Origin of the sequence: Streptomyces sp. CA-106110 (genome assembly GCF_050936285.1) — a bacterium.
In the GTDB taxonomy this organism is placed as follows: Bacteria; Actinomycetota; Actinomycetes; order Streptomycetales; family Streptomycetaceae; genus Streptomyces.
Map to the genome: position 1 here is coordinate 7,922,438 of NZ_JBNJNB010000001.1, position 21,166 is coordinate 7,943,603.

Annotated in this window: 16 protein-coding genes; 15 read left to right on the forward strand and 1 reads right to left on the reverse strand. The window is 68.8% G+C overall.

Annotation, left to right across the window (positions count from 1 at the left end):
* Nucleotides 1–91 precede the first annotated feature (91 nt).
* The 14 genes from ACQEXA_RS36445 to ACQEXA_RS36510 all read left to right on the forward strand — a co-directional run bounded on the left by ACQEXA_RS36445 (nt 92) and on the right by ACQEXA_RS36510 (nt 17,847).
* On the forward strand, nt 92–2,743 hold the full coding sequence (locus tag ACQEXA_RS36445; RefSeq protein WP_432927707.1) for a valine--tRNA ligase: 2,652 nt from the start codon (nt 92–94) through the stop codon (nt 2,741–2,743).
* A 341-nt stretch (nt 2,744–3,084) separates the two neighbouring features.
* Nucleotides 3,085–3,474, forward strand: a complete 390-nt coding sequence (locus tag ACQEXA_RS36450) for an allene oxide cyclase barrel-like domain-containing protein (RefSeq protein WP_433132182.1) — start codon at nt 3,085–3,087, stop codon at nt 3,472–3,474.
* Between the two features lie 140 nt (nt 3,475–3,614).
* Nucleotides 3,615–5,123 (forward strand): bifunctional tetrahydrofolate synthase/dihydrofolate synthase, encoded by a 1,509-nt coding sequence (gene folC / locus ACQEXA_RS36455; RefSeq protein ID WP_432927702.1) that lies wholly within the window; start codon nt 3,615–3,617, stop codon nt 5,121–5,123.
* A gap of 6 nt (nt 5,124–5,129) precedes the next feature.
* Nucleotides 5,130–5,483 carry a DUF4233 domain-containing protein gene (locus ACQEXA_RS36460; protein WP_432927700.1) on the forward strand — a complete coding sequence of 118 codons (354 nt, stop codon included), beginning with the start codon at nt 5,130–5,132 and terminating at the stop codon, nt 5,481–5,483.
* Nucleotides 5,484–5,701: 218 nt separating this feature from the next.
* A complete protein-coding gene (ndk, locus tag ACQEXA_RS36465; RefSeq protein WP_432927698.1) occupies nt 5,702–6,115 on the forward strand; it encodes a nucleoside-diphosphate kinase in 414 nt (137 codons plus the stop codon).
* A gap of 342 nt (nt 6,116–6,457) precedes the next feature.
* Complete coding sequence (locus ACQEXA_RS36470; RefSeq protein ID WP_359390825.1) at nt 6,458–7,477, forward strand: rod shape-determining protein; 1,020 nt, start codon at nt 6,458–6,460, stop codon at nt 7,475–7,477.
* Nucleotides 7,478–7,649: 172 nt separating this feature from the next.
* A complete protein-coding gene (mreC, locus tag ACQEXA_RS36475; RefSeq protein ID WP_433132184.1) occupies nt 7,650–8,612 on the forward strand; it encodes a rod shape-determining protein MreC in 963 nt (320 codons plus the stop codon).
* Between the two features lie 12 nt (nt 8,613–8,624).
* On the forward strand, nt 8,625–9,293 hold the full coding sequence (mreD, locus tag ACQEXA_RS36480) for a rod shape-determining protein MreD (RefSeq protein WP_432927694.1): 669 nt from the start codon (nt 8,625–8,627) through the stop codon (nt 9,291–9,293).
* Nucleotides 9,290–9,439: a hypothetical protein gene (locus tag ACQEXA_RS36485; protein ID WP_433132186.1), complete on the forward strand. Its 150-nt coding sequence runs from the start codon at nt 9,290–9,292 to the stop codon at nt 9,437–9,439. Before mreD ends, ACQEXA_RS36485 begins: the two co-directional genes overlap by 4 nt.
* Nucleotides 9,432–11,687 (forward strand): penicillin-binding protein 2, encoded by a 2,256-nt coding sequence (mrdA, locus tag ACQEXA_RS36490; protein ID WP_432927692.1) that lies wholly within the window; start codon nt 9,432–9,434, stop codon nt 11,685–11,687. The genes ACQEXA_RS36485 and mrdA overlap by 8 nt, the downstream gene beginning before the upstream one ends.
* Nucleotides 11,684–12,883, forward strand: coding sequence for a rod shape-determining protein RodA (gene rodA, locus ACQEXA_RS36495; protein ID WP_432927690.1), 1,200 nt, complete (start codon nt 11,684–11,686; stop codon nt 12,881–12,883). The genes mrdA and rodA overlap by 4 nt, the downstream gene beginning before the upstream one ends.
* A gap of 129 nt (nt 12,884–13,012) precedes the next feature.
* A complete protein-coding gene (locus tag ACQEXA_RS36500; RefSeq protein ID WP_432927688.1) occupies nt 13,013–14,515 on the forward strand; it encodes a CHAD domain-containing protein in 1,503 nt (500 codons plus the stop codon).
* 160 nt (nt 14,516–14,675) lie between these two features.
* On the forward strand, nt 14,676–16,646 hold the full coding sequence (locus ACQEXA_RS36505; RefSeq protein ID WP_432927686.1) for a TIGR03960 family B12-binding radical SAM protein: 1,971 nt from the start codon (nt 14,676–14,678) through the stop codon (nt 16,644–16,646).
* Between the two features lie 385 nt (nt 16,647–17,031).
* On the forward strand, nt 17,032–17,847 hold the full coding sequence (locus tag ACQEXA_RS36510) for a S1 RNA-binding domain-containing protein (RefSeq protein WP_432927684.1): 816 nt from the start codon (nt 17,032–17,034) through the stop codon (nt 17,845–17,847).
* Nucleotides 17,848–18,453: 606 nt separating this feature from the next.
* Here the strand turns inward: ACQEXA_RS36510 and ACQEXA_RS36515 are convergent.
* Nucleotides 18,454–19,851, reverse strand: a complete 1,398-nt coding sequence (locus ACQEXA_RS36515) for an IS1380 family transposase (protein ID WP_433132188.1) — start codon at nt 19,849–19,851, stop codon at nt 18,454–18,456.
* A gap of 373 nt (nt 19,852–20,224) precedes the next feature.
* Here ACQEXA_RS36515 and ACQEXA_RS36520 point away from each other — a divergent pair, with 373 nt between their 5' ends.
* On the forward strand, nt 20,225–20,986 hold the full coding sequence (locus tag ACQEXA_RS36520) for a tetratricopeptide repeat protein (RefSeq protein ID WP_432927680.1): 762 nt from the start codon (nt 20,225–20,227) through the stop codon (nt 20,984–20,986).
* Nucleotides 20,987–21,166 lie beyond the last annotated feature (180 nt).

Below are 21,166 nucleotides of genomic sequence, written 5' to 3' on the forward strand. Positions count from 1 at the left end.
GCAAGCGAAGAAGTGCCACGGCCGGGCCATGCTCACCGTTACGAAAGAATCGCGTTTCGGGACGGGCCGGTGACACCCCTAAACTGACCCCGTGACCGAGAACGCTCAGCAGCAGCCATCAGCGCCCGACACCGAACTGCCGACCCAGTACGCGCCGGCCGACGTAGAGGGGCCGCTGTACGAGCGCTGGGTAGAGCGGGGTTACTTCGAGGCCGACGAGAAGAGCGAGAAGCCTCCGTACACCATCGTCATCCCCCCGCCGAACGTCACCGGCAGCCTGCACCTCGGGCACGCCTTCGAGCACACCCTCATCGACGCCCTGACCCGCCGCAAGCGCATGCAGGGCTTCGAGACGCTCTGGCAGCCGGGCATGGACCACGCCGGCATCGCCACGCAGAACGTCGTGGAGCGTGAGCTGGGCAAGGAGGGCAAGTCCCGCCACGACCTCGGCCGTGACGCGTTCGTCGAGCGCGTCTGGCAGTGGAAGGCCGAGTCCGGCGGGCAGATCTCCGGGCAGATGCGCCGACTGGGTGACGGTGTCGCCTGGTCGCGCGAGCGGTTCACGATGGACGAGGGCCTGTCCCAGGCCGTCCAGACCATCTTCAAGCGGCTCTACGACGACGAGCTCATCTACCGCGCCGAGCGGATCATCAACTGGTGTCCGCGCTGCCTCACCGCGATCTCCGACATCGAGGTGGAGTACCAGGACGACGACGGCGAACTCGTCTCCATGAAGTACGGCGAGGGGGACGACGCGATCGTCGTCGCCACGACCCGTGCCGAGACCATGCTCGGTGACACCGCGGTCGCCGTCCACCCGGACGACGAGCGCTACAAGCACCTGGTCGGCAAGCTCATCAAGCTGCCGCTGACCGACCGTTCCATCCCGGTCGTCGCGGACGAGCACGTCGACCCCGCGTTCGGTACCGGCGCCGTCAAGGTGACCCCGGCCCACGACCCGAACGACTTCGAGATCGGCCAGCGCCACGACCTGCCGGCCATCACGGTGATGGACGAGCACGCGGTCATCACCGTGCACGGTCCCTTCCAGGGCCTGGACCGCTTCGAGGCCCGCTCCGCCATCGTCGCCGCTCTGCGCGCCGAGGGCCGGATCGTCGCCGAGAAGCGGCCGTACGTCCACTCGGTGGGCCACTGCTCGCGCTGCAAGACCACCATCGAGCCGCGGCTGTCCATGCAGTGGTGGGTCAAGGTCGGCCCGCTCGCCAAGGCCGCCGGTGACGCGGTCCGCGAGGGCAAGGTCAAGATTCACCCGCAGGAGATGGAGAAGCGGTACTTCGACTGGGTGGACAACCTGCACGACTGGTGCATCTCACGGCAGTTGTGGTGGGGCCACCGCATCCCGGTCTGGTACGGACCGAACGGCGAGGTCGTCTGCGTCGGCCCGGACGAGCAGGCCCCGAGCGGCGAGGGCTGGCGTCAGGACACCGACGTCCTCGACACCTGGTTCTCCTCCGGCCTGTGGCCGTTCTCCACGCTGGGCTGGCCCGAGCAGACGGAGAGCCTCGCGAAGTTCTACCCGAACTCCGTCCTGGTCACCGGCTACGACATCCTCTTCTTCTGGGTCGCCCGGATGATGATGTTCGGCCTGTACGCGATGGACGGCACCCCGCCGTTCCACACCATCGCCCTGCACGGCATGGTCCGCGACCAGTTCGGCAAGAAGATGTCGAAGTCCTTCGGCAACGCGGTCAACCCGCTGGACTGGATGGACAAGTACGGGTCGGACGCGCTCCGGTTCACCCTGGCCCGCGGCGCCAACCCGGGTGTCGACGTCCCGATCGGCGAGGACTGGGTCCAGGGCTCGCGCAACTTCGCCAACAAGATCTGGAACGCCACGCGGTTCGCCCTGATGAACGGTGCGACGGTCGAGGGCCCGCTGCCCGCGTCCGAGCGGATGTCGGCGACCGACCGCTGGATCCTGTCCCGTCTGAACTCGGTCGTCGCCGAAGTCGACGCCCTGTACGAGGACTTCCAGTTCGCCAAGCTGTCCGACGCCCTCTTCCACTTCGCGTGGGACGAGGTCTTCGACTGGTACGTCGAGCTGTCCAAGACGACGTTCCAGGCGGGCGGCGAGGCCGCGGAGGTCAGCAAGCGCGTCCTGGGCGAGGTCCTCGACGTCACCCTGAAGCTGCTGCACCCGATCGTGCCGTTCGTGACGGAGACGCTGTGGACCACCCTCACGGGTGGCGAGTCGGTCGTCATCGCCGAGTGGCCGAAGGCTGTGTCGGTTCCTGGGGCCGACGCCCCGGGCGGCTTCCGTGACGCGGCCGCCGAGCGGGAGATCGAGACCCTCCAGTCGGTCATCACCGAGGTCCGCCGCTTCCGTGCCGACCAGGGCCTGCAGCCCGGCCAGCGCGTTCCGGCCCGGCTGACCCTCGACGGCACCTCGCTCGCCCCGCACGAGGCCGCCATCCGCCAGCTGCTGCGCCTGCAGCCGGAGGGCGAGGGCTTCACCGCCACCGCGACCCTGCCGGTCGCGGGCGCCACGGTTGCGCTGGACCTGTCCGGCACGATCGACGTGGCGGCGGAGCGCAAGCGCCTCGCGAAGGACCTGGCTGCGGCGGAGAAGGAGAAGGCCCAGGCCACGGCGAAGCTCGGCAACGAGGCGTTCCTCGCCAAGGCCCCCGACCAGGTGGTGGAGAAGATCCGCACACGGCTCGCCAAGGCGGACGAGGACATCGCCCGGATCCAGGCCCAGCTGGAGCGCCTGCCGCAGGCATAGGGGTTCCGTGCGGTGAGGTGAGCCCGCCACGCACAGTCCGCGTAGAACGCCCGGCCCGGGAGACCCCGGCCGGGCGTTCCCCGTGCACGGCCGGTGAGTGCGTCGGGGCGGCGAATTCGCCCGAACGGTACGGCACATCGGGCGAAAGGCCGCACGAACCGGACCATGGGGCGTGAGGGCACACCTACGCCGTTTGACAGGCGCACCATGCGCAGAACCGCCCTACGTCTCGGCACGGCCGCCGGCCTGGCCGCCGCACTGGCCGTCCTCTCCGCGGCGTCCGCCGTCGCATCGCCCCCGGCGGCGCGCACGCCGACGGCCACCGCGCGGAGACCATCCGGTTGACCGCGAGACAGGCTCAGTCCCAGTCCCTCGATCTGGGTACGAAGGGGCTCAGCCTGGGCGACGAGCTCGTCATCGCCGAAGACCTCTACAGCGGCGGCAGGAAGATCGGCGACCACAGTGTGGTCTGCACCTATATCCGGGTCCAGCCGGGCGATGTCCAGCTGCAGTGCGTCGGTACCTTCGCTCTGCCCGAGGGCCAGATCACCTCGCAGGCGCTCCTCCACCTGAAGGGCCAGGCGACCCCCGCCCCCGCGGTCGACATCGCCCTCACCGGTGGTTCCGGGGCGTACAGCACGGCCCGGGGGTATGTGCACACCGTCGCGGCCGGTGGAACGGAGCGGCAGGTCACTTTCCACATCACCCTGGACGATCCCTCGGCGGGATAGGTCCTGCCTCGACGGGCGGGACGCACGCGTCCGCCCGCGCGAGGCCTCTTTCCGGGCTCCCGGCGGCGCTCGGGCAGCCGCCCCCGGCGGCATGGCTGCCCGCGACCGCGCCTGTCACCCGTGCTCCGTAGACTGGCCCTGTGAGCGACCTGCCCCCGCGTGACGCCAATGAGAGCGATCCCTTCGAAGACATCGTCTCGGCCGAGACCGACCGGGACCCCGATCTCGCGGTGATCGAGGCCGGCAGCCGTACCCTGCGCACCCAGGGCGGCCCGCCGCAGGCCGAGGTGCCCGCGCGGCCCGCCGACCCCGAGGTCGACAAGGCGCTGCGGGCGGTCGAGGCCGAACTGGCCACGCGCTGGGGCGAGACCAAGCTGGAGCCGTCCGTCAGCCGTATCTCGGCGCTGATGGACGTGCTGGGGGAGCCGCAGCGGTCGTATCCGTCCATCCACATCACCGGGACCAACGGCAAGACGTCCACCGCCCGCATGATCGAGGCCCTGCTCGGCGCCTTCGAGTTGCGCACGGGCCGGTACACGAGCCCGCACGTCCAGTCCGTCACCGAGCGGATCAGCCTGGACGGCGCGCCCGTCTCCGCCGAGCGGTTCATCGAGACGTACGACGACATCAAGCCGTACGTGGAGATGGTCGACTCGCAGCAGGAGTACCGGCTCTCCTTCTTCGAGGTGCTCACCGGCATGGCGTACGCGGCCTTCGCCGACGCCCCCGTCGACGTCGCGGTCGTCGAGGTCGGCATGGGCGGCAGCTGGGACGCGACGAACGTGATCGACGGGGACGTCGCGGTGGTGACCCCCATCGACCTGGACCACACCGACCGGCTCGGCAGCACGCCCGGCGAGATCGCCGAGGAGAAGGCCGGGATCATCAAGCAGGGCGCCACCGTCATCCTGGCCCAGCAGCCGGTGGACGCGGCCCAGGTGCTGCTGAAGAAGGCCGTGGAGGTGGACGCGACCGTGGCGCGCGAGGGCCTGGAGTTCGGCGTCGTCTCCCGGCAGGTGGCGGTCGGCGGCCAGCTCCTCACCCTGCGCGGCCTCGGCGGCGAGTACAACGAGGTGTACCTGCCGCTGCACGGCGCCTACCAGGCCCACAACGCCGCCGTGGCGCTCGCCGCGGTCGAGGCGTTCTTCGGGGTGGGCTCCCAGCGGCCCGAGCCGCTGGACGCCGACACGGTCCGCAAGGCCTTCGCCTCGGCGTCCTCCCCGGGCCGTCTGGAGGTCGTACGGCGCTCCCCGACGGTCGTCCTGGACGCCGCCCACAACCCGGCGGGCGCCCGCGCCACCGCCGACGCCGTGAGCGAGGCCTTCGACTTCAGCCGGCTGATCGGCGTCGTCGGCGCGAGCGGCGACAAGAACGTCCGGGGTCTGCTGGAGGCGTTCGAACCGATCTTCGCCGAGGTCGTGATCACCCAGAACTCCAGCCACCGCGCGATGGACGCGGACGAGCTGGCCGCGATCGCCGTCGAGGTCTTCGGCGAGGAGCGCGTGCAGGTCGAGCCGCGGCTGCCGGACGCCCTGGAGGCCGCGATCACGCTGGCCGAGGAGGAGGGCGAGTTCGCGGGCGGTGGCGTGGTGGTCACCGGCTCCGTCATCACGGTCGGCGAGGCCCGACTGCTTCTGGGGAAGGGCTGACTCTCCGTGCGCACACTTTGTTCTTCGACCCTGATCGGCGAGTTCTTCGTCATCGGTTTTGCCGCTCTGGTCGCGATGAAGGACCCGAACCTGTCCACCGGCACGGTCTGGACCGTCAGCGGCATCGCCATGGCGCTCAGCGTCGTGCTGTGCGGCGTGATCACCCGTCCCGGCGGCGTCCTGCTGGGCTGGGCGCTGCAGATCGCGCTGATCGCCTCCGGGTTCGTGGTCCCGACCATGTTCCTGCTGGGCGCGATCTTCGCGGCGCTGTGGTGGGCGTCGGTCCACTACGGCCGGAAGATCGACGAGGCGAAGGCCCGCTTCGCGGCCGTCCAGAGCAGCGAGAACAGCCCGGCCTAGTGGTGCGGCGTCCGGCGCCCGGGGAGCCCGTCACGGGACCCCGCCGCCGGCTCTGTACGGCCGCACCGTGGTGCCTCGGCCAGTACGCCACCGCGGCTCGTGGACGGCCGGTCGTGCGGCCCCCGGCCCCTCATGGAGTGCGCCTGACGCTGTGTGAAAACCTGCCAGCACCGCCCTGTAGCCTCATCCTCCCGCACCACCGATAAAGGAGTCCTCTCGTGACCTCGCGCACCCTCGTCCTCCTGAAGCCCGACGCCGTCCGTCGCGGGCTGATCGGCGAGATCATCGGCCGTATCGAGCGCAAGGCCGGCTGGACCATCAGCGCGCTGGAACTGCGCACTCTGGACCAGGAGACCCTGGAGCTGCACTACGGCGAGCACAAGGGCAAGCCGTTCTACGAGCCGCTGGTGGAGTTCATGGCGTCCGGCCCGGTCGTCGCGCTCGTCGTCGAGGGCGAGCGGGTCATCGAGGGGCTGCGCGTGCTCGCCGGGCCCACCGACCCGATCGCCGCCGCTCCCGGCTCCATCCGCGGTGACTTCGGTGTCATCGTCCGCGAGAACCTGATCCACGCCTCCGACTCGGAGGAGTCCGCCGAACGCGAGCTGAAGATCTTCTTCCCCGGCCGCTTCTGAGCGTACGGGCGATGAACTTCTGAACGCGTCTTGTGAATATTTCTGAGGGTTTGTCACGTCACCCGGATGCCGGAACGGGGCGGCTGAAAAATTCAGCCGTCAAAACCCCGCCAACGCCTGGCATATGCGCCCCGTTCGGGGGAACGGCTACCCCCGAACGCCCGTCTCCTGGGGCGAGGCGACGCGTCATCTGCTGACAATGGCGAAGACCCTCGCGCAGTGTTTCGTGCAGGCGAGACTACGATGTAAGCCTTCACGTCACAGCACCCACTTCGCCGCCCCAGCAAAAGCCGTGAAACGCTCAAACTTGGGAAGGCCAGACGAATCCTGATGGGGAACTCAATGTCGTTCATCGGCCGTGACATGGCTGTCGACCTCGGGACCGCCAACACGCTGGTGTACGTCAGGGGTCGTGGGATCGTACTCAACGAACCGTCCGTCGTCGCGATCAACACCAACACCGGTGGCATCCTCGCGGTCGGCGCGGAAGCGAAGAAGATGATCGGCCGGACCCCGGGCAACATCGTCGCGGTGCGCCCGCTCAAGGACGGTGTGATCGCCGACTTCGAGATCACCGAGCGGATGCTCCGCTACTTCATCCTGAAGATCCACAAGCGGCGGTATCTGGCTCGCCCGCGGGTCGTCGTCTGTGTGCCGTCGGGCATCACGGGCGTTGAGCGCCGTGCCGTCATCGAGGCGTCCTCCCAGGCCGGCGCCCGCCAGGTGCACATCATCGAGGAGCCCATGGCGGCCGCCATCGGCTCCGGCCTGCCGGTCCACGAGGCCACGGGCAACATGGTGGTGGACATCGGCGGCGGCACCACGGAGGTCGCGGTCATCTCGCTCGGCGGCATCGTCACCGCCCAGTCCATCCGCGTCGCGGGTGACGAGCTGGACAACGCGATCATCCAGCACATCAAGAAGGAGTACTCGCTCCTCCTCGGTGAGCGGACGGCCGAGCAGATCAAGATCACGATCGGTTCGGCGTACGAACTCGACGCCGACGAGCACACCGAGATCCGCGGCCGGGACCTGGTCTCCGGGCTGCCCAAGACCGTGGTCATCTCGGCGGCCGAGGTCCGCAAGGCGATCGAGGAACCGGTCAACGCGATCGTGGACGCCGTGAAGACGACCCTCGACAAGTGCCCGCCGGAGCTGTCCGGCGACGTCATGGACCGAGGGATCGTGCTCACCGGCGGCGGTGCCCTGCTGCGCGGGCTCGATGAGCGGCTGCGCCGGGAGACCGGCATGCCGATCCACATCGCCGAGGACCCGCTGGACAGCGTGGCGCTGGGCTCCGGCAAGTGCGTCGAGGAGTTCGAGGCACTCCAGCAGGTGCTGGACGCCCAGCCCCGCAGATGACGCGACGCGTCGATTCCGCCGTACGAGACGTTCGCCTCTCGTGCGGCGGATCGTTGATATAGAGGCATAAACTCCCCCATACCGTCCCCGGGTTCCGCCCACGTTCCCACTGGGCACCGCGCTCCCGGGGCCCGCCCTACACAATCCGACGAGGAAGGCACGGCCGCCGCACGTGAGGGACACACGAGAGAGCCGGCTGCTTCTGCTGCTGCTGATCGCCATCGCGTTCGCTCTGATCACGGTGGACATCCGCGGCGGCCAGGACTCGCCGATCGAAGGTGCCCGTCAGGCCGCTGCCACGGTCTTCGGCCCGATCGAGAACGGGGTGTCGACCGCCGTCGACCCCGTGGGCAACGCGATCGCGGCCGTACGTGACTCCGGCAGCCGCCACGATCGCATCGCTCAACTGGAGCGTTCCAACGCCTTGTTGAAAGCGAAGCTGGGCAGCGACGACCGCAACCGCAGCCGCCTCAAGCAGCTCGACAAGATGATCCGGATGGCGGGTGAGGGACAGTACGGGATCAAGGGCGCCGAGGTCATCGCCATAGGAGCGGCCCAGGGCTTCTCCTGGACCGTCACCATCGACGTCGGCGCGAACGACGGCATCAGGCGCGACATGACCGTGCTCAACGGTGACGGGCTGGTCGGCCGCGTCACCACGGTCGGCCCCGACACCTCGACCGTGCTGCTGGCCAACGACCCGGACTTCACGGTCGGTACGCGCATGGAGAGCAGCGACGAGCTCGGTTTCGCCTCCGGACAGGGCGACCGTCCGCTGCGCGTCCAGCTGCTCAACGGCAAGGCCGACGTGAAGAAGGGCGACCGTCTGGTCACCTTCGGCTCGCAGGCCGACAGACCGTTCGTGCCCGGTGTCCCGGTCGGCGTGGTCTCCCGGGTCGACCCCTCCGGCGGTGATCTGACCCGCACGGTCTACGTGACGCCCTTCGCGTCCTTCAGCAAGCTCGACGTCGTCGGTGTCGTCGTCCAGACGCCCAAGAAGGACCCGCGGGACACCGTTCTGCCCCCGAAGCCCAAGCCGACGCCAACGCCGACCGTGACGGTCTCCGTCACGCCCTCCGCCCCGGCCACCGTCACGCCCTCGGCCCCGGCCACCGGCCTGCAGCAGACGCCTTAGGAGCTGAACCAGATGCGCCTCAACCGGATGCTGCTCTCCACCACTCTGGTGATCGTCGCCCTGGTCATCCAGGTGTGCGTCCTCGCCCGTCTGCACCTGCCGGGCGCCGTGCCCGACCTCGTGCTGCTGACCGTCGTCGCCCTCGCGCTGGTCTACGGCCACGTCGGCGGCTGCCTCATCGGCTTCGGCGTGGGCCTGCTCTCCGACCTCGCCCCGCCCGCCGATCACGCCGCGGGCCGCTACGCCCTCGTGCTCTGCGTCATCGGCTACCTCGCCGGACTCGCCCGGCCCGACAACGGCCGGCTGAAGTCGGCGACAGCCCCGATGGCCGTGGTGGTCGCCGCCGCGATCGGCTCCACCCTGCTGTACGCGGGCGTGGGCGCCCTGGTCGGTGACACCGCCGCCCGCCATGTGGGCCTCGCCAGCCTGCTGTTCACGGCCGCGGCGTACGACCTGCTGCTCGCGCCGTTCGTCGTGCCCGGGATCATGGCCCTGGCCCGCCGCGCCGAGAACGACCCGCTCGCCGAGTCCAGCTCCACCAAGGCGTCGGACGTCGCCTCCGGCTGGCTGTCCTCCGGCACCGGGTTGCGCATCGGCAGCCAGCGCGGAGGACTGCGGGTCAAGGCGGCCAAGGCCCGGGTGTCCCGCGCGGGACGCATCAAGGGGGTCAAGAGGCTGTGAGGACCGGCTGGACGGCCGCCTGGTCGCACAGGTTGGCCGTGTACTCGTATGACGTGTACGTGCACGGAGAGGGGGCGGCAGCAGTGACCGACGTCCGCCCGACCCCCACCACCACCTTCGACGAAATGGGCCTCGCCCATGACTAACATCCCCGAGACCGGCCGGACCCCGCGCGTCCAGATCCGGCTCGTCGTCATCCAGATCCTCGTTCTCTCCCTCCTCGGCACCCTCGGCGGCCGGCTGTGGTTCCTCCAGATCCGCAGCGGCGCCGAGTACGCCAGGGAGGCCTCCGGCAACCACGTCCAGCAGGTCGTCCAGCCCGCCGTACGCGGCGACATCCTGGACGCGCGCGGTGTCCCGATCGCCGACAACGAGGCGCGGCTCGTGGTCTCCGCCTCGCGCACCGACCTGCTCAAGATGAAGGACGACGGCAAGGGGGTCCTCACCAAGCTGGCCGGGGTCCTCGGCATGAAGCCCCAGGAGGTCATGGACAAGGTCCGCCTCTGTGACTCCTCGACGCCGCAGCCCTGCTGGAACGGCTCGCCGTACCAGCCGATCCCCATCACGGACGAGGCCACCCCCAAGCAGGCCCTGCAGATCCGCGAGCGCTCCGAGGACTTCCCCGGCATCACCGCCGACCCCGAGGCCCTGCGCCGCTACCCGAGTCCGGGCGAGGCCAACACCGCCCAGGTCCTCGGCTACCTCTCGCCCGTCACCGACGGAGAGATCCAGCAGACCAAGGACACCGACTCGCCCTATCTGCGCTCCGACATGGTCGGCCGCTCCGGTCTCGAGCGCCAGTACGACAAGGCGCTGCGCGGCAAGGCCGGCGTCACCCGCTACGAGGTGGACAACCTGGGCCGCGTCATCGGGAAGGCCAAGAGCGACGCCGCCGACGCCGGTTCCAACCTCATCACCAGCATCGACGCCCGGGTCCAGCGAGTTGCCGAGTACGAGCTGGACAACGCGATGAAGATCGCCCGCACCCAGTTCGACAAGGTCACCGGCGAGAAGTACAAGGCCGACTCCGGCGCCGTCGTCGTGATGGAGGCCAAGACCGGCCGCATCGTCGCCATGGCATCCGCCCCGACCTACGACCCGAACGTCTGGGTCGGCGGCATCTCCGCCAAGGACTACAAGCAGCTCACCGGCAAGAACTCCGACTACCCGCTGCTCAACCGGGCCATCCAGGGGCAGTCGGCACCCGGCTCGACCTTCAAGGTGGTCTCCACGGCCGCCGCCATCGAGGCCGGCTACCCCTTCGACGGCAACTACCCGTGCACCAGCTCGTACTCGGTCGGCAGCCAGGTCTTCAAGAACTTCGAGGGCGAGAACTTCGGCCCCATCTCGCTCGGCCGCGCCCTCGAGGTCTCCTGCGACACCGTCTTCTACGGCCTCGCCGACAACGAGTGGAAGAAGGACGGCGGCATCAACCCCAAGAAGGGCCAGCCCAAGGACTACTTCTACAAGGCCGCCCACCAGTTCGGCCTCGGCAAGCCCACCGGCATCGACCTGCCCAACGAGGTCTCCGGCCGCGTCCCCGACCGCCAGTGGAAGCAGAAGTACTGGGAGGCCAACAAGGACGCCTGGTGCAAGACCGGCAAGAAGGACGGCGACTACGTCCAGAAGATCGCGTACGAGAACTGCCTCGAAGGCAACAAGATGCGCGAGGGTGACTCGATCAACTACTCCATCGGCCAGGGCGACACGCTTCTGACCCCGGTCCAGGAGGCCGTCATCTACTCGGCGATCTCCAACGGCGGCACGATGTGGAACCCGACCATCGGCAAGGCGATCGTCAGCCCCGACGGCAAGACCGTGACCGAGATCAAGCCGAAGTCGCACGGCAGGCTGCCGATCGACGGGAAGACACGGGACGTCATGAACGAGGCCCTCGCGGGTGTCGTCACCCGCGGTACCGCCGCCTGGAAGTTCGGCGGCTGGCCTCAGGACAAGATCCCGCTGCACGCCAAGACCGGTACCGCCGAGGTCTACGGCAAGCAGACGACGTCCTGGCTGGCGACCTACTCCAGCGACTACGCGGTCATCATGACGATCGCTCAGGCCGGTACGGGTTCCGGCGCCTCCGGTGAAGCCGTCCACAACATCTACGACGCCCTGTACGGCGTCCAGAAGGACGGCTCGATCGACAAGAAGAAGGCCCTGCTGTACACCCCGCAGAAGGACCTGCCCAAGATCCAGCCCGACGGGTCGATCGTGGCGCCGAAGATCGAGAAGTACGACCCGAAAGCGGACCAGGCGAGCGGACAGGACCAGCAGGGGGGAACGCCCACCGACACCCCGTCGGCCACCGTCCCCTCACCGACCGCGAGCAACCGCACCACCCGCAGGGGCACGGCCCGCCCTAAGAAGAGGCGAAGGATCCTGACGTGACCGGAGCGAACAACTTCTCCGTCTCCGGGTACGGACCCGAGAGGGCCGGCTGGACCCGGATCTTCGCCCGCGACAGCCTGGCCCGCCGCCTCGACTGGCCCATACTGATGTCGGCCATGGCGCTGTCCCTGATCGGCACGATCCTCGTCTACTCGGCGACCCGCAACCGCACCGAGATCAACCAGGGCGACCCCTACTACTTCCTGATCCGGCATCTGATGAACACCGGCATCGGACTCGTCCTGATGATCGGCACGGTGTGGCTCGGTCACCGCACCCTGCGCACCGCCGTGCCGATCCTGTACGGCATCTCGGTGCTCCTGATCCTCATGGTGCTCACCCCCCTCGGTGCGACGGTCAACGGCGCCCACGCCTGGATCGTGCTCGGCGGCGGTTTCTCCCTCCAGCCCTCCGAGTTCGTGAAGATCACCATCATCCTGGGCATGGCGATGCTGCTGGCCGCCAGAGTCGACGCGGGCGACAAGGCCTACCCGGACCACCGGACAGTGGCCCAGGCCCTCGGCCTGGCCAGCGTGCCGATGCTGATCATCATGCTCATGCCCGACCTGGGCTCGGTCATGGTCATGGTGATCATCGTGCTGGGCGTGCTGCTCGCCTCCGGCGCCTCGAACCGCTGGGTATTCGGCCTCATCGGCGCGGGCGCCCTGGGCGCCATCGCCGTATGGCAACTGCACATCCTGGACGAGTACCAGATCAACCGCTTCGCCGCCTTCGCCAACCCCGACCTGGACCCCGCGGGCGTCGGCTACAACACCAACCAGGCGCGCATCGCCATCGGCTCCGGCGGGCTCACCGGAGCCGGCCTCTTCCACGGCTCACAGACGACGGGCCAGTTCGTGCCCGAACAGCAGACCGACTTCGTCTTCACGGTCGCGGGCGAGGAACTGGGCTTCCTGGGCGCCGGACTGATCATCGTACTGCTCGGCATCGTCATGTGGCGGGCCTGCCGGATCGCCCGCGAGACGACCGAGCTCTACGGCACGATCGTCTCCGCCGGCATCATCGCCTGGTTCGCCTTCCAGTCCTTCGAGAACATCGGCATGACCCTCGGCATCATGCCGGTCGCCGGACTGCCGCTGCCGTTCGTCTCCTACGGCGGCTCGTCGATGTTCGCGGTCTGGATAGCGGTAGGCCTGCTGCAGTCCATCCGCGTGCAGCGGCCACTGTCGGCTTAGAGCGCGGAGAGGGTGCCCGCGGCCCCCGACGGCACGGCGTGTGTCCGAGAAGCGCTGATGGAGAGGCACGGTTCGAGACGGGGGCCGCGGGCTCTGCCCCTTCGGCCCCGGCGGTACTAGATTCAGTGCATGGCGGACACAAAGCGGGAAATCGAGCGGAAGTACGAGGTTGGGGCCGGGGACGAACTGCCGGATCTGACCAGCATCGGCGGCGTCTCGGCCGTCGTCGACAAGGGTGTCGCCGAACTCGACGCCACCTACTACGACACGGCCGACGAAAGGCTGGCCGGCGCCTCCTTGACCCTGCGCCGCCGCACGGGCGGCAGCGACGCCGGCTGGCACCTCAAGCTGCCGGTCGCCGAGGGCGTCCGCGACGAGGTGCACGCCCCGCTCTCCGACACCGTCCCCGCCTACCTCTCCGGCCTCGTCCGCTCCCGCGTCCGCGACGCCGCCCTCGTCCCCCTCGTCCGCCTGCGCTCCGCCCGGAACATCCGCCACCTGGTCGACGCCGACGGCACCCTGCTCGCCGAGGTCAGCCTCGACCGCGTCCGCGCCGAGCGCCTCACCGGGGACAAGGGCACCGCCGAATGGACCGAGATCGAAGTCGAGCTCGCGGACGACGGTGACCCCGCCTTCCTCGACAAGGTCGACAAAAAGCTCCGCAAGGCCGGCGTGAACCGCTCCTCCGCCCCGTCCAAACTGGCCAGGGCACTGGAGGAGACCGGGGACGGCACCGGACCCGCCGCCGAACCCGAGCCGCCGGCCACCGCGGGCGACCACGTACTCGCCTACGCCCGCGTCCAGCGCGACACGATCCTCGAAATGGACCCCGCGGTCCGCCGCGACGTCTTCGACTCCGTCCACTCCATGCGCGTGGCCACCCGCCGGCTCCGCAGTACGTTCCGCTCGTTCGGCAAGGTCCTGGACCGCGGCATCACCGACCCGATCGCCGACGACCTGAAGTGGCTCGCCGGCGAACTGGGCATCGACCGCGACCGGGAAGTCCTCACCGAGCACCTGACGACCGCACTGTCCGGGCTGCCCCGTTCCCTGGTCTCCGGCCCGGTCCAGGGCCGCCTGCGCACCTGGTCGGAGGCCCGGCGCGGCGGCTCCCGGAAGCGGCTGATCTCCGTCCTGGACGGCGACCGCTACCTGCGGCTGCTGAACGCCCTGGACGCCCTGATCGCCGACCCGCCCCTGCTCGAAGCGGCCGCCGGGGATCCGTCGAAGGTGATCGCCAAAGCCGTGCGCAAGGACTTCGGCAAGGTCGCCGTCCTGGTCGACGAGGCCCTGGACCTGCCGCCGGGCCCCGACCGCGACGTGGCCATCCACGAGGCCCGCAAGAAGGCCAAGCGCACCCGGTACGCCGCCGAGGCCGCCGCGCCCGCGCTCGGCAAGCCCGCCGAGGTCCTGGTCAAGTCGATGAAGTCCCTGCAGACCATGCTCGGCGACCACCAGGACAGCGTGATGGCCAGGCAGACCCTGCTGGAACTGTCCGCCCTGGCGCACGCGGCGGGGGAGAGCACCTTCACCTACGGCGTTCTGTACGGGCGCGAGGAGCAGCGCGCGGCGGCCGCGGAGGCGGCACTGCCCGAGGCCTGGCAGACGGCGGAGGACGGCGCGCGCCTCTGAGCGGACCGGGACGCTGGGAGCGCGTGCCCGAGCGCGCCGGGCGCCCGGGGGCGAGCGCCCGCGGCCGCCTGAGCCGTCCGGGCGTCCGAAGAGGCGGCGCGATCGCGTTAGGCTTGATGGTCACCCCTGTCCGTACCGTCCAGCTCACGAAAGTCGCGAGATGTCTGCCGAAGCCGCCAAGTCGGTGTTCCCGCAGCTCGAAGCCCTGCTTCCGCATGTGCAGAAGCCGATCCAGTACGTCGGCGGAGAGCTCAACTCCACGGTCAAGCCGTGGGAGGCCTGTGACGTGCGCTGGGCCCTCATGTACCCCGACGCCTACGAGGTCGGTCTGCCCAACCAGGGCGTCATGATCCTCTACGAGGTCCTGAACGAGCAGGAGGGCGTCCTCGCCGAGCGCACCTACAGCGTGTGGCCGGACCTGGAGGAGCTGATGCGGGAGCACGGCGTCCCGCAGTTCACGGTGGACAGCCACCGCCCGGTGAAGGCCTTCGACGTACTGGGCCTGTCCTTCTCCACCGAACTCGGCTACACGAACATGCTCACGGCCCTGGACCTCGCGGGCATCCCGCTGGAGTCCAAGGACCGCACCCTGGACGACCCGATCGTGATGGCGGGCGGCCACGCGGCCTTCAACCCCGAGCCCATCGCCGACTTCATCGACTGCGCCGTGATCGGCGACGGCGAGCAGGCGGTCCTGGAGGTCACGAAGATCATCCGCGCCTGGAAGGAGGAGGGCCGCCCCGGCGGCCGCGAGGAACTCCTCTTCCGCCTGGCCAGGACCGGCGGGGTCTACGTCCCGGCCTTCTACGACGTGGAGTACCTCTCCGACGGCCGTATCGCCCGCGTCGTCCCCAACAAGTCGGGTGTCCCGTGGCGTGTGTCCAAGCACACCGTCATGGACCTGGACGAGTGGCCCTACCCCAAGCAGCCCCTCGTCCCGCTGGCGGAGACCGTCCACGAGCGCATGTCCGTCGAGATCTTCCGCGGCTGCACCCGCGGCTGCCGCTTCTGCCAGGCGGGCATGATCACCCGCCCGGTGCGCGAGCGCTCCATCACGGGCATCGGCGAGATGGTGGACAAGGGCCTGAAGGCGACGGGCTTCGAGGAGGTGGGCCTGCTGTCGCTGTCGTCGGCCGACCACTCGGAGATCGGCGACATCGCCAGGGGTCTGGCGGACCGCTACGAGGAAGACAAGATCGGCCTCTCCCTCCCGTCCACCCGCGTGGACGCCTTCAACATCGACCTGGCGAACGAACTGACCCGCAACGGCCGGCGCTCGGGCCTCACCTTCGCCCCCGAGGGCGGCTCGGAACGCATCCGCAAGGTCATCAACAAGATGGTCTCGGAAGATGACCTGATCCGGACGGTCGCCACCGCCTACGGCAACGGTTGGCGCCAGGTGAAGCTGTACTTCATGTGCGGCCTGCCGACCGAGACGGACGACGACGTCCTCCAGATCGCCGACATGGCCATGCACGTGATCCAGAAGGGCCGCGAGGTCTCCGGCTCGAACGACATCCGCTGCACGGTCTCGATCGGCGGCTTCGTCCCCAAGCCCCACACCCCCTTCCAGTGGGCCCCGCAGCTCTCCGCGGAGGAGACGGACGTCCGTCTGGAGAAGCTCCGCGACAAGATCCGCGGCGACAAGAAGTACGGCCGCTCGATCGGCTTCCGCTACCACGACGGCAAGCCCGGCATCGTCGAGGGCCTGCTCTCCCGCGGCGACCGCCGGATCGGCGCGGTCATCCGCGCGGTCTACGACGACGGCGGCCGCTTCGACGGCTGGCGCGAACACTTCTCCTACGACCGCTGGATGAGCTGCGCGGACAAGGCGCTGGCGGACTTCGGCGTCGACGTCGACTGGTACACCACCCGGGAGCGCACTTACGAGGAGGTCCTGCCCTGGGACCACCTGGACTCAGGTCTCGACAAGGACTGGCTCTGGGAGGACTGGCAGGACGCCCTCGACGAGACGGAGGTCGAGGACTGCCGCTGGACACCGTGCTTCGACTGCGGGGTGTGTCCGCAGATGGATACATGGGTACAAGTAGGCCCGACCGGCAAGAAGTTGCTGCCGCTGACGGTCAAGAACGCTGGTCAGGTGCCCGCTTCGAGTGGGCACACGCACTGACGTGAGCGAGGCACTCGATCGAGTGATTGAGGCGCTGGCGGGGGTGAGCGAGGACGAGGTGGCGACAATGTTGGCCACGGTCGGTGCTTCCCGTCCTCGCTTGCCAGCGCCGTCGGTGGTGTTCCGGACACCTCTGCCGGGTCCGGGAGACGCCCCACAGATCGTCTCCGAGGTGGAGTGGGTCTGAGGAGTGGTTCCAAACTTACGGCGCCTGCGCAGTCGGGTGAGCCCCTCCCGTGTCGGGAGGGGCTTGTTGCTGTCTGGCGGCGGGATCTTCCGAGTACGCCATCTTGCCGGCGCCTGGGAGCAGCGCGGGCATTCAGTTCGAGGGGGAGTGGGTGAGGGGGAGTGGGTTTGGTGAGCTCCTCGTGAGAGCCTGGGCGGCATGGGGGAGGCGTCGGCCGATGAGGCCGTCAGGAAGTTTCTTGCGGCGATCCAGGTCGGTGATCTCTGCCGCGGGACAGTCGCGTCGGTCACTCGGTCCGGGTTGTCGGTGATCCTGGACGGTTTCGCCGCTCATCCCCTCGGGCTGGTGGGGGGATTGGACGGCTCCTGGCGTCGGGGTTTTGCCGAGGTCGCTGTCGTCGGCCAGAGGATCACCGCCGAGGTGGTCGGCGTGGATCTGGATGCGGGCCGGGCACTGCTGTCGATGGCGGCCACCGAGAACCCGGAACTCTGGGCGTTTCTCAAGCGGCGTCGTCTGGGCGAGATCCTGACCGGCACGGTGGCGGCGATCGAGTCGTTCGGCGTGTTCGTGGCGCTGGACGAGGGCCCTGATCATCCGGTCTATCCAGGCGTCGGCTTCATCACGTATCCCGAGCTGTCCTGGAGTCGTCTCGAGGCGGCGTCCGAGGTCGTTGAGATCGGACAGCGAGTGTTGTGCGAGTTCTTGCAGTTCGACACGTGGAACGGTGAAGCCCGGCTGTCTCTGCGGGCGACACAGCCAGACCCCTTTCTGGTGTTCGCCGACGGCGTCGCGGTGGGCCGGACACTGCGTGGGCGGGTGACCAAGCTGGTCCCGTTCGGTGTCTTCGTCCAAGTGGCGGACGGGGTTGAAGGTCTCGTCCCGTTGGCCGAGCTTGGTCCGGCGCCCGTGGCCGCACCGGAGGACGTCGTGCAGGTCGGCGACGAGGTTTCAGTAACCGTCATGGACATCGATCGGCGTCGACGCAGGCTGACTTTGTCTCAGCGGTCGGCTTGAGGGCGCTTTGGGTGGGGCTGTGCCCGCAGATGGACACCCGGATACAAATCGGCCCGATCGGCAAGAAGTTGCTTCCTCTGACGGTCAAGAACGCAGGTCCGACGCTGGCTTCGAGTGGTCACGCGCACTGACGTGGGCCAGGCACTCGATCGGGTGATTGAGGCGTTGGCGGGGGCGAGCGAGGACGAGGTGGCTGCCGTACTGGCTGCGGTCGGCGTTCCCTGTTCCCGCCCACCGGCTCCATCGGCCCCGTCCCGGACGCCGTTGCTCCTGCCTGGCGCTAGCGCTCAGATCGTCTCCGAGGTGGAGTGGATCTGAGGGCCGGTTCGAGGCCTACGGGTGGCTGTGTGACCGGTTGAGCCCCTTCCCTGCTTGGGAGGGGGCTCATTGGTGTTACGGGACATGTTCTTGAGGCAGTTCCCTGCCAAAGCCGCGACCGACCTTAGCCTTGATCCACCGACGTGGCCTGGAATGGATCTTCTGACCGGTTTTTGAGCGGGTTTCGGGTCGGTGTCTGTGTCTGGGCAGGTGGTATCCGCTGGTCTGCTCAGCTTTTCCACGGTTCGGTTCCGGTCGGGCCCTGGCGGGCGGGGTGGGCAGGGACTGTCAGCCGGGTTCGGGCGGGGCGTGGACGGTGTCGAAGAGGTGTGTCCAGGCGTGCTGCCAGCGCCAGTTGTGCGGGAGGTGCAGGGTGATGCGCCGGGCGGAGCGGGCGAGGCGGGCCGGGACGTGGATCAGGTGGGCGCGGAGGGTGGCGGTGGTGGCTTTGGCGTGGAAGGCGGAGGTCAGGGCGCCGGTGGCCCGCAGGAGGTTGTAGGCCATGGCCCACAGGGTGAGCCAGGCGGCGTTGGCGTGGAAGTGCGCGGACGGCAGGTGGGCCAGGGCGGAGTTCTTGCTGTCGGCGATGACCTGCTCGATGACGGCGTGGTGGCGGTGTTCCCGCTCGGCCTGGAGGGTGGGGGCGGGGTTGTCGGTGAAGAACGGGTGGTAGCGCCAGGCGGGGAAGAGCTCCCCCTGCTCTCCCACGACCGCGGGTTTGGCCAGGTCGCGGACCCGGCGCACGATCAGCCGGGCGGTGACCCGCTCCGTCTTCTTGCGGCTGGCGAACGCGGTGTAGGCGGGTATCTCGGCGACTTCGGCGTCCGAGATGAGTTCCCCCGTCTCGGGGTCGGGCACCGCGGTCGGGTAGGTGATCTGCCGCCATGCCTGGTCGGGGATGGCGAGGATGGCCCGCTTGATGGAGGGGTTCATGCCGGCGGTGATCGAGAAGTGGGCGCCGGCCCGGCGGCAGGCGGCGATCACCCCGGCGTTGTAGAACTGGGAGTCCGCCCGCAGGACGCGCAGGCCGGTGCAGCCGGCCTCCGCGGCGGTAGCCAGGGCCTCACTGACGAACTTCGGGGCGCCGCGGGAGTCGGCTGCCTTGCCACGGCGCATCCGCACCCCGGCGATCACCGGCCGGGACTGTGGAGTGCAGATCGTGGCCAGCAGTGGGTGCAGGGTGCGGATGCCTTTGAACCGGCCGTACTCGGCGCCTTGCTTGGTGCGGCCGTAGACGCGTTTGTGGGTGGAGTCGACATCGATGAACGCCATCTGGTCGGCCCCGGGCAGCAGCGGGGTATGCGCGGCCAGCGCACCCAGGAACCTCCTGTGTACGGCGTGGAGTTGGAGGGCATGGCCGTGGGTGAACGCGCGCAGGAAAGTGCCAAGCGTGGAGGGGGCACGAATGCCGCCGAACATGGCCGGCATCGCACCGTGCCGCAGGACGTCGAGGTCGTCGATGCTGTCCGCACCCCCGACCATCCCGGCCACAATGCTGGTGACCTTCGCGTCCGCCGCCGCACCCGCGCCGTTCGTCACCCCGGTCAACTTGACCTTCTCCGTCACCAGTCGCGGCAGACCACACCGCTCGGCCAGCCGCATCACCGGGACCAGCCCGGCATACGCGATCAGATTCGGGTCATCGAACGCAGCGGAGACCGCCGCTGGCGTATGGGAAACTTGCATCTCGGAAGTGCCTTGCTGATTGTGCGTGCTGGAAGCGTGAAGAACTCCCATCATCGCAGGTCACAAGGCACTTCTTCATTTTCCCAAGCGTCATCCACAGGCATCGGTCGGTGGATCGAGGCTTAGCGAAGCTCCTTCGGCGGCTCCTTTCACCCGTCCTGCCTGCCAGCAGCGCAGCCGAAGGCCTCCCGGAAGGTCAGGGCTCGCCACTCCCTCCGCCGACGAAGAACTTTTATGGCCCGGGGGTCTCGCACAGTTCACCATGTTCATCAAGGCCCCAACGGTTGCCGGCAGCGTCAGTGAAGGTCACGACCGGTCGGTTGTTGTCGACAGTCATTTGGGAGCCCCATGACGGGGACTCAAACCGCGCGGTGTGACCGGCGCCCACAATGTGCACTGGGACAGTGCGGCGGCCGTTCTCAGGCATCTCAGCGGCTTCGAGGATCGCCGCTGCTCCCGCGTTGTACGCATCGCCGAAGCGGACCAGAACGTCTCGGATGGGCTCGTCGCTACGGTTGGTGATGTCGACGTGCCACCGGTCGTACCCTTGCAGCTCGATGTCCAGGGCGTTACGGGGTCCCCGGTTCCCTCCCGCACGAACCTCGCCGTCTCCCTCCGCGGAGCCGGACGCGCCCAAGACGCCATCGCCCTCGAAGAGCACATTCTCGCCGACTACCAGCGAGTCCTCGGATCCGTACACCCCCAGACGCTCACCGCCCGCGCCAATCTTGCCGCCTCCTATCTCGAATCAGGCCGGGTGGAGGAGGCCGTCGCCGTCGGGGAGCACATTCTCGCCGACTACCAGCGAGTCCTCGGATCCGTACACCCCCAGACACTCCACGCCCGCACGAACCTTGCCGCCTCCTATCTCGAATCAGGCCGGGTAGCGGAGGCCATCGCCCTCGGGGAGCACGTGGCCGCCGATCACGACCGACTGCTCGGCCTGGACCATGCCGACACCTTTCGCGCCCGTGCCAATCTTTCAGCGTCGTACCGCCGAGCGGGCCGCACCACCGAGGCGGAAGCTGTGGAGGAACGGCTTGCCCCCGACCGTGACGAGCTCAGTCTTGGCCTCTACATCGGCAGGGTTGCCGGGAACACTGGGGGAAGATGGATCACCCGGCGCAAGACCTGAGTGCGGGCCGCACAGCTTGGACGTGTGAGGACCGGGCCTCACAGACCGAACCGCCCCACAGGACAACAGGACGAACGCGTCGCTTACGTCTCGTCGTCGCGATGATCTTGAATCGTCAGACGGGCGCCCGTGACCGGTCGAAAAGCTGCGCCTTCGCGTGCTGCTCGCGGTGACGGGGCG

Coding starts and splice junctions, on each gene's coding strand:
- mrdA (WP_432927692.1), top strand. CDS start 9,432: ATGACTAACATCCCCGAGACCGGCCGGACCCCGCGCGTCCAGATCCGG.
- ACQEXA_RS36505 (WP_432927686.1), top strand. CDS start 14,676: ATGTCTGCCGAAGCCGCCAAGTCGGTGTTCCCGCAGCTCGAAGCCCTG.
- ACQEXA_RS36500 (WP_432927688.1), top strand. CDS start 13,013: ATGGCGGACACAAAGCGGGAAATCGAGCGGAAGTACGAGGTTGGGGCC.
- ACQEXA_RS36470 (WP_359390825.1), top strand. CDS start 6,458: ATGTCGTTCATCGGCCGTGACATGGCTGTCGACCTCGGGACCGCCAAC.
- ACQEXA_RS36515 (WP_433132188.1), bottom strand. CDS start 19,851: ATGCAAGTTTCCCATACGCCAGCGGCGGTCTCCGCTGCGTTCGATGAC.
- ACQEXA_RS36510 (WP_432927684.1), top strand. CDS start 17,032: ATGGGGGAGGCGTCGGCCGATGAGGCCGTCAGGAAGTTTCTTGCGGCG.
- mreD (WP_432927694.1), top strand. CDS start 8,625: ATGCGCCTCAACCGGATGCTGCTCTCCACCACTCTGGTGATCGTCGCC.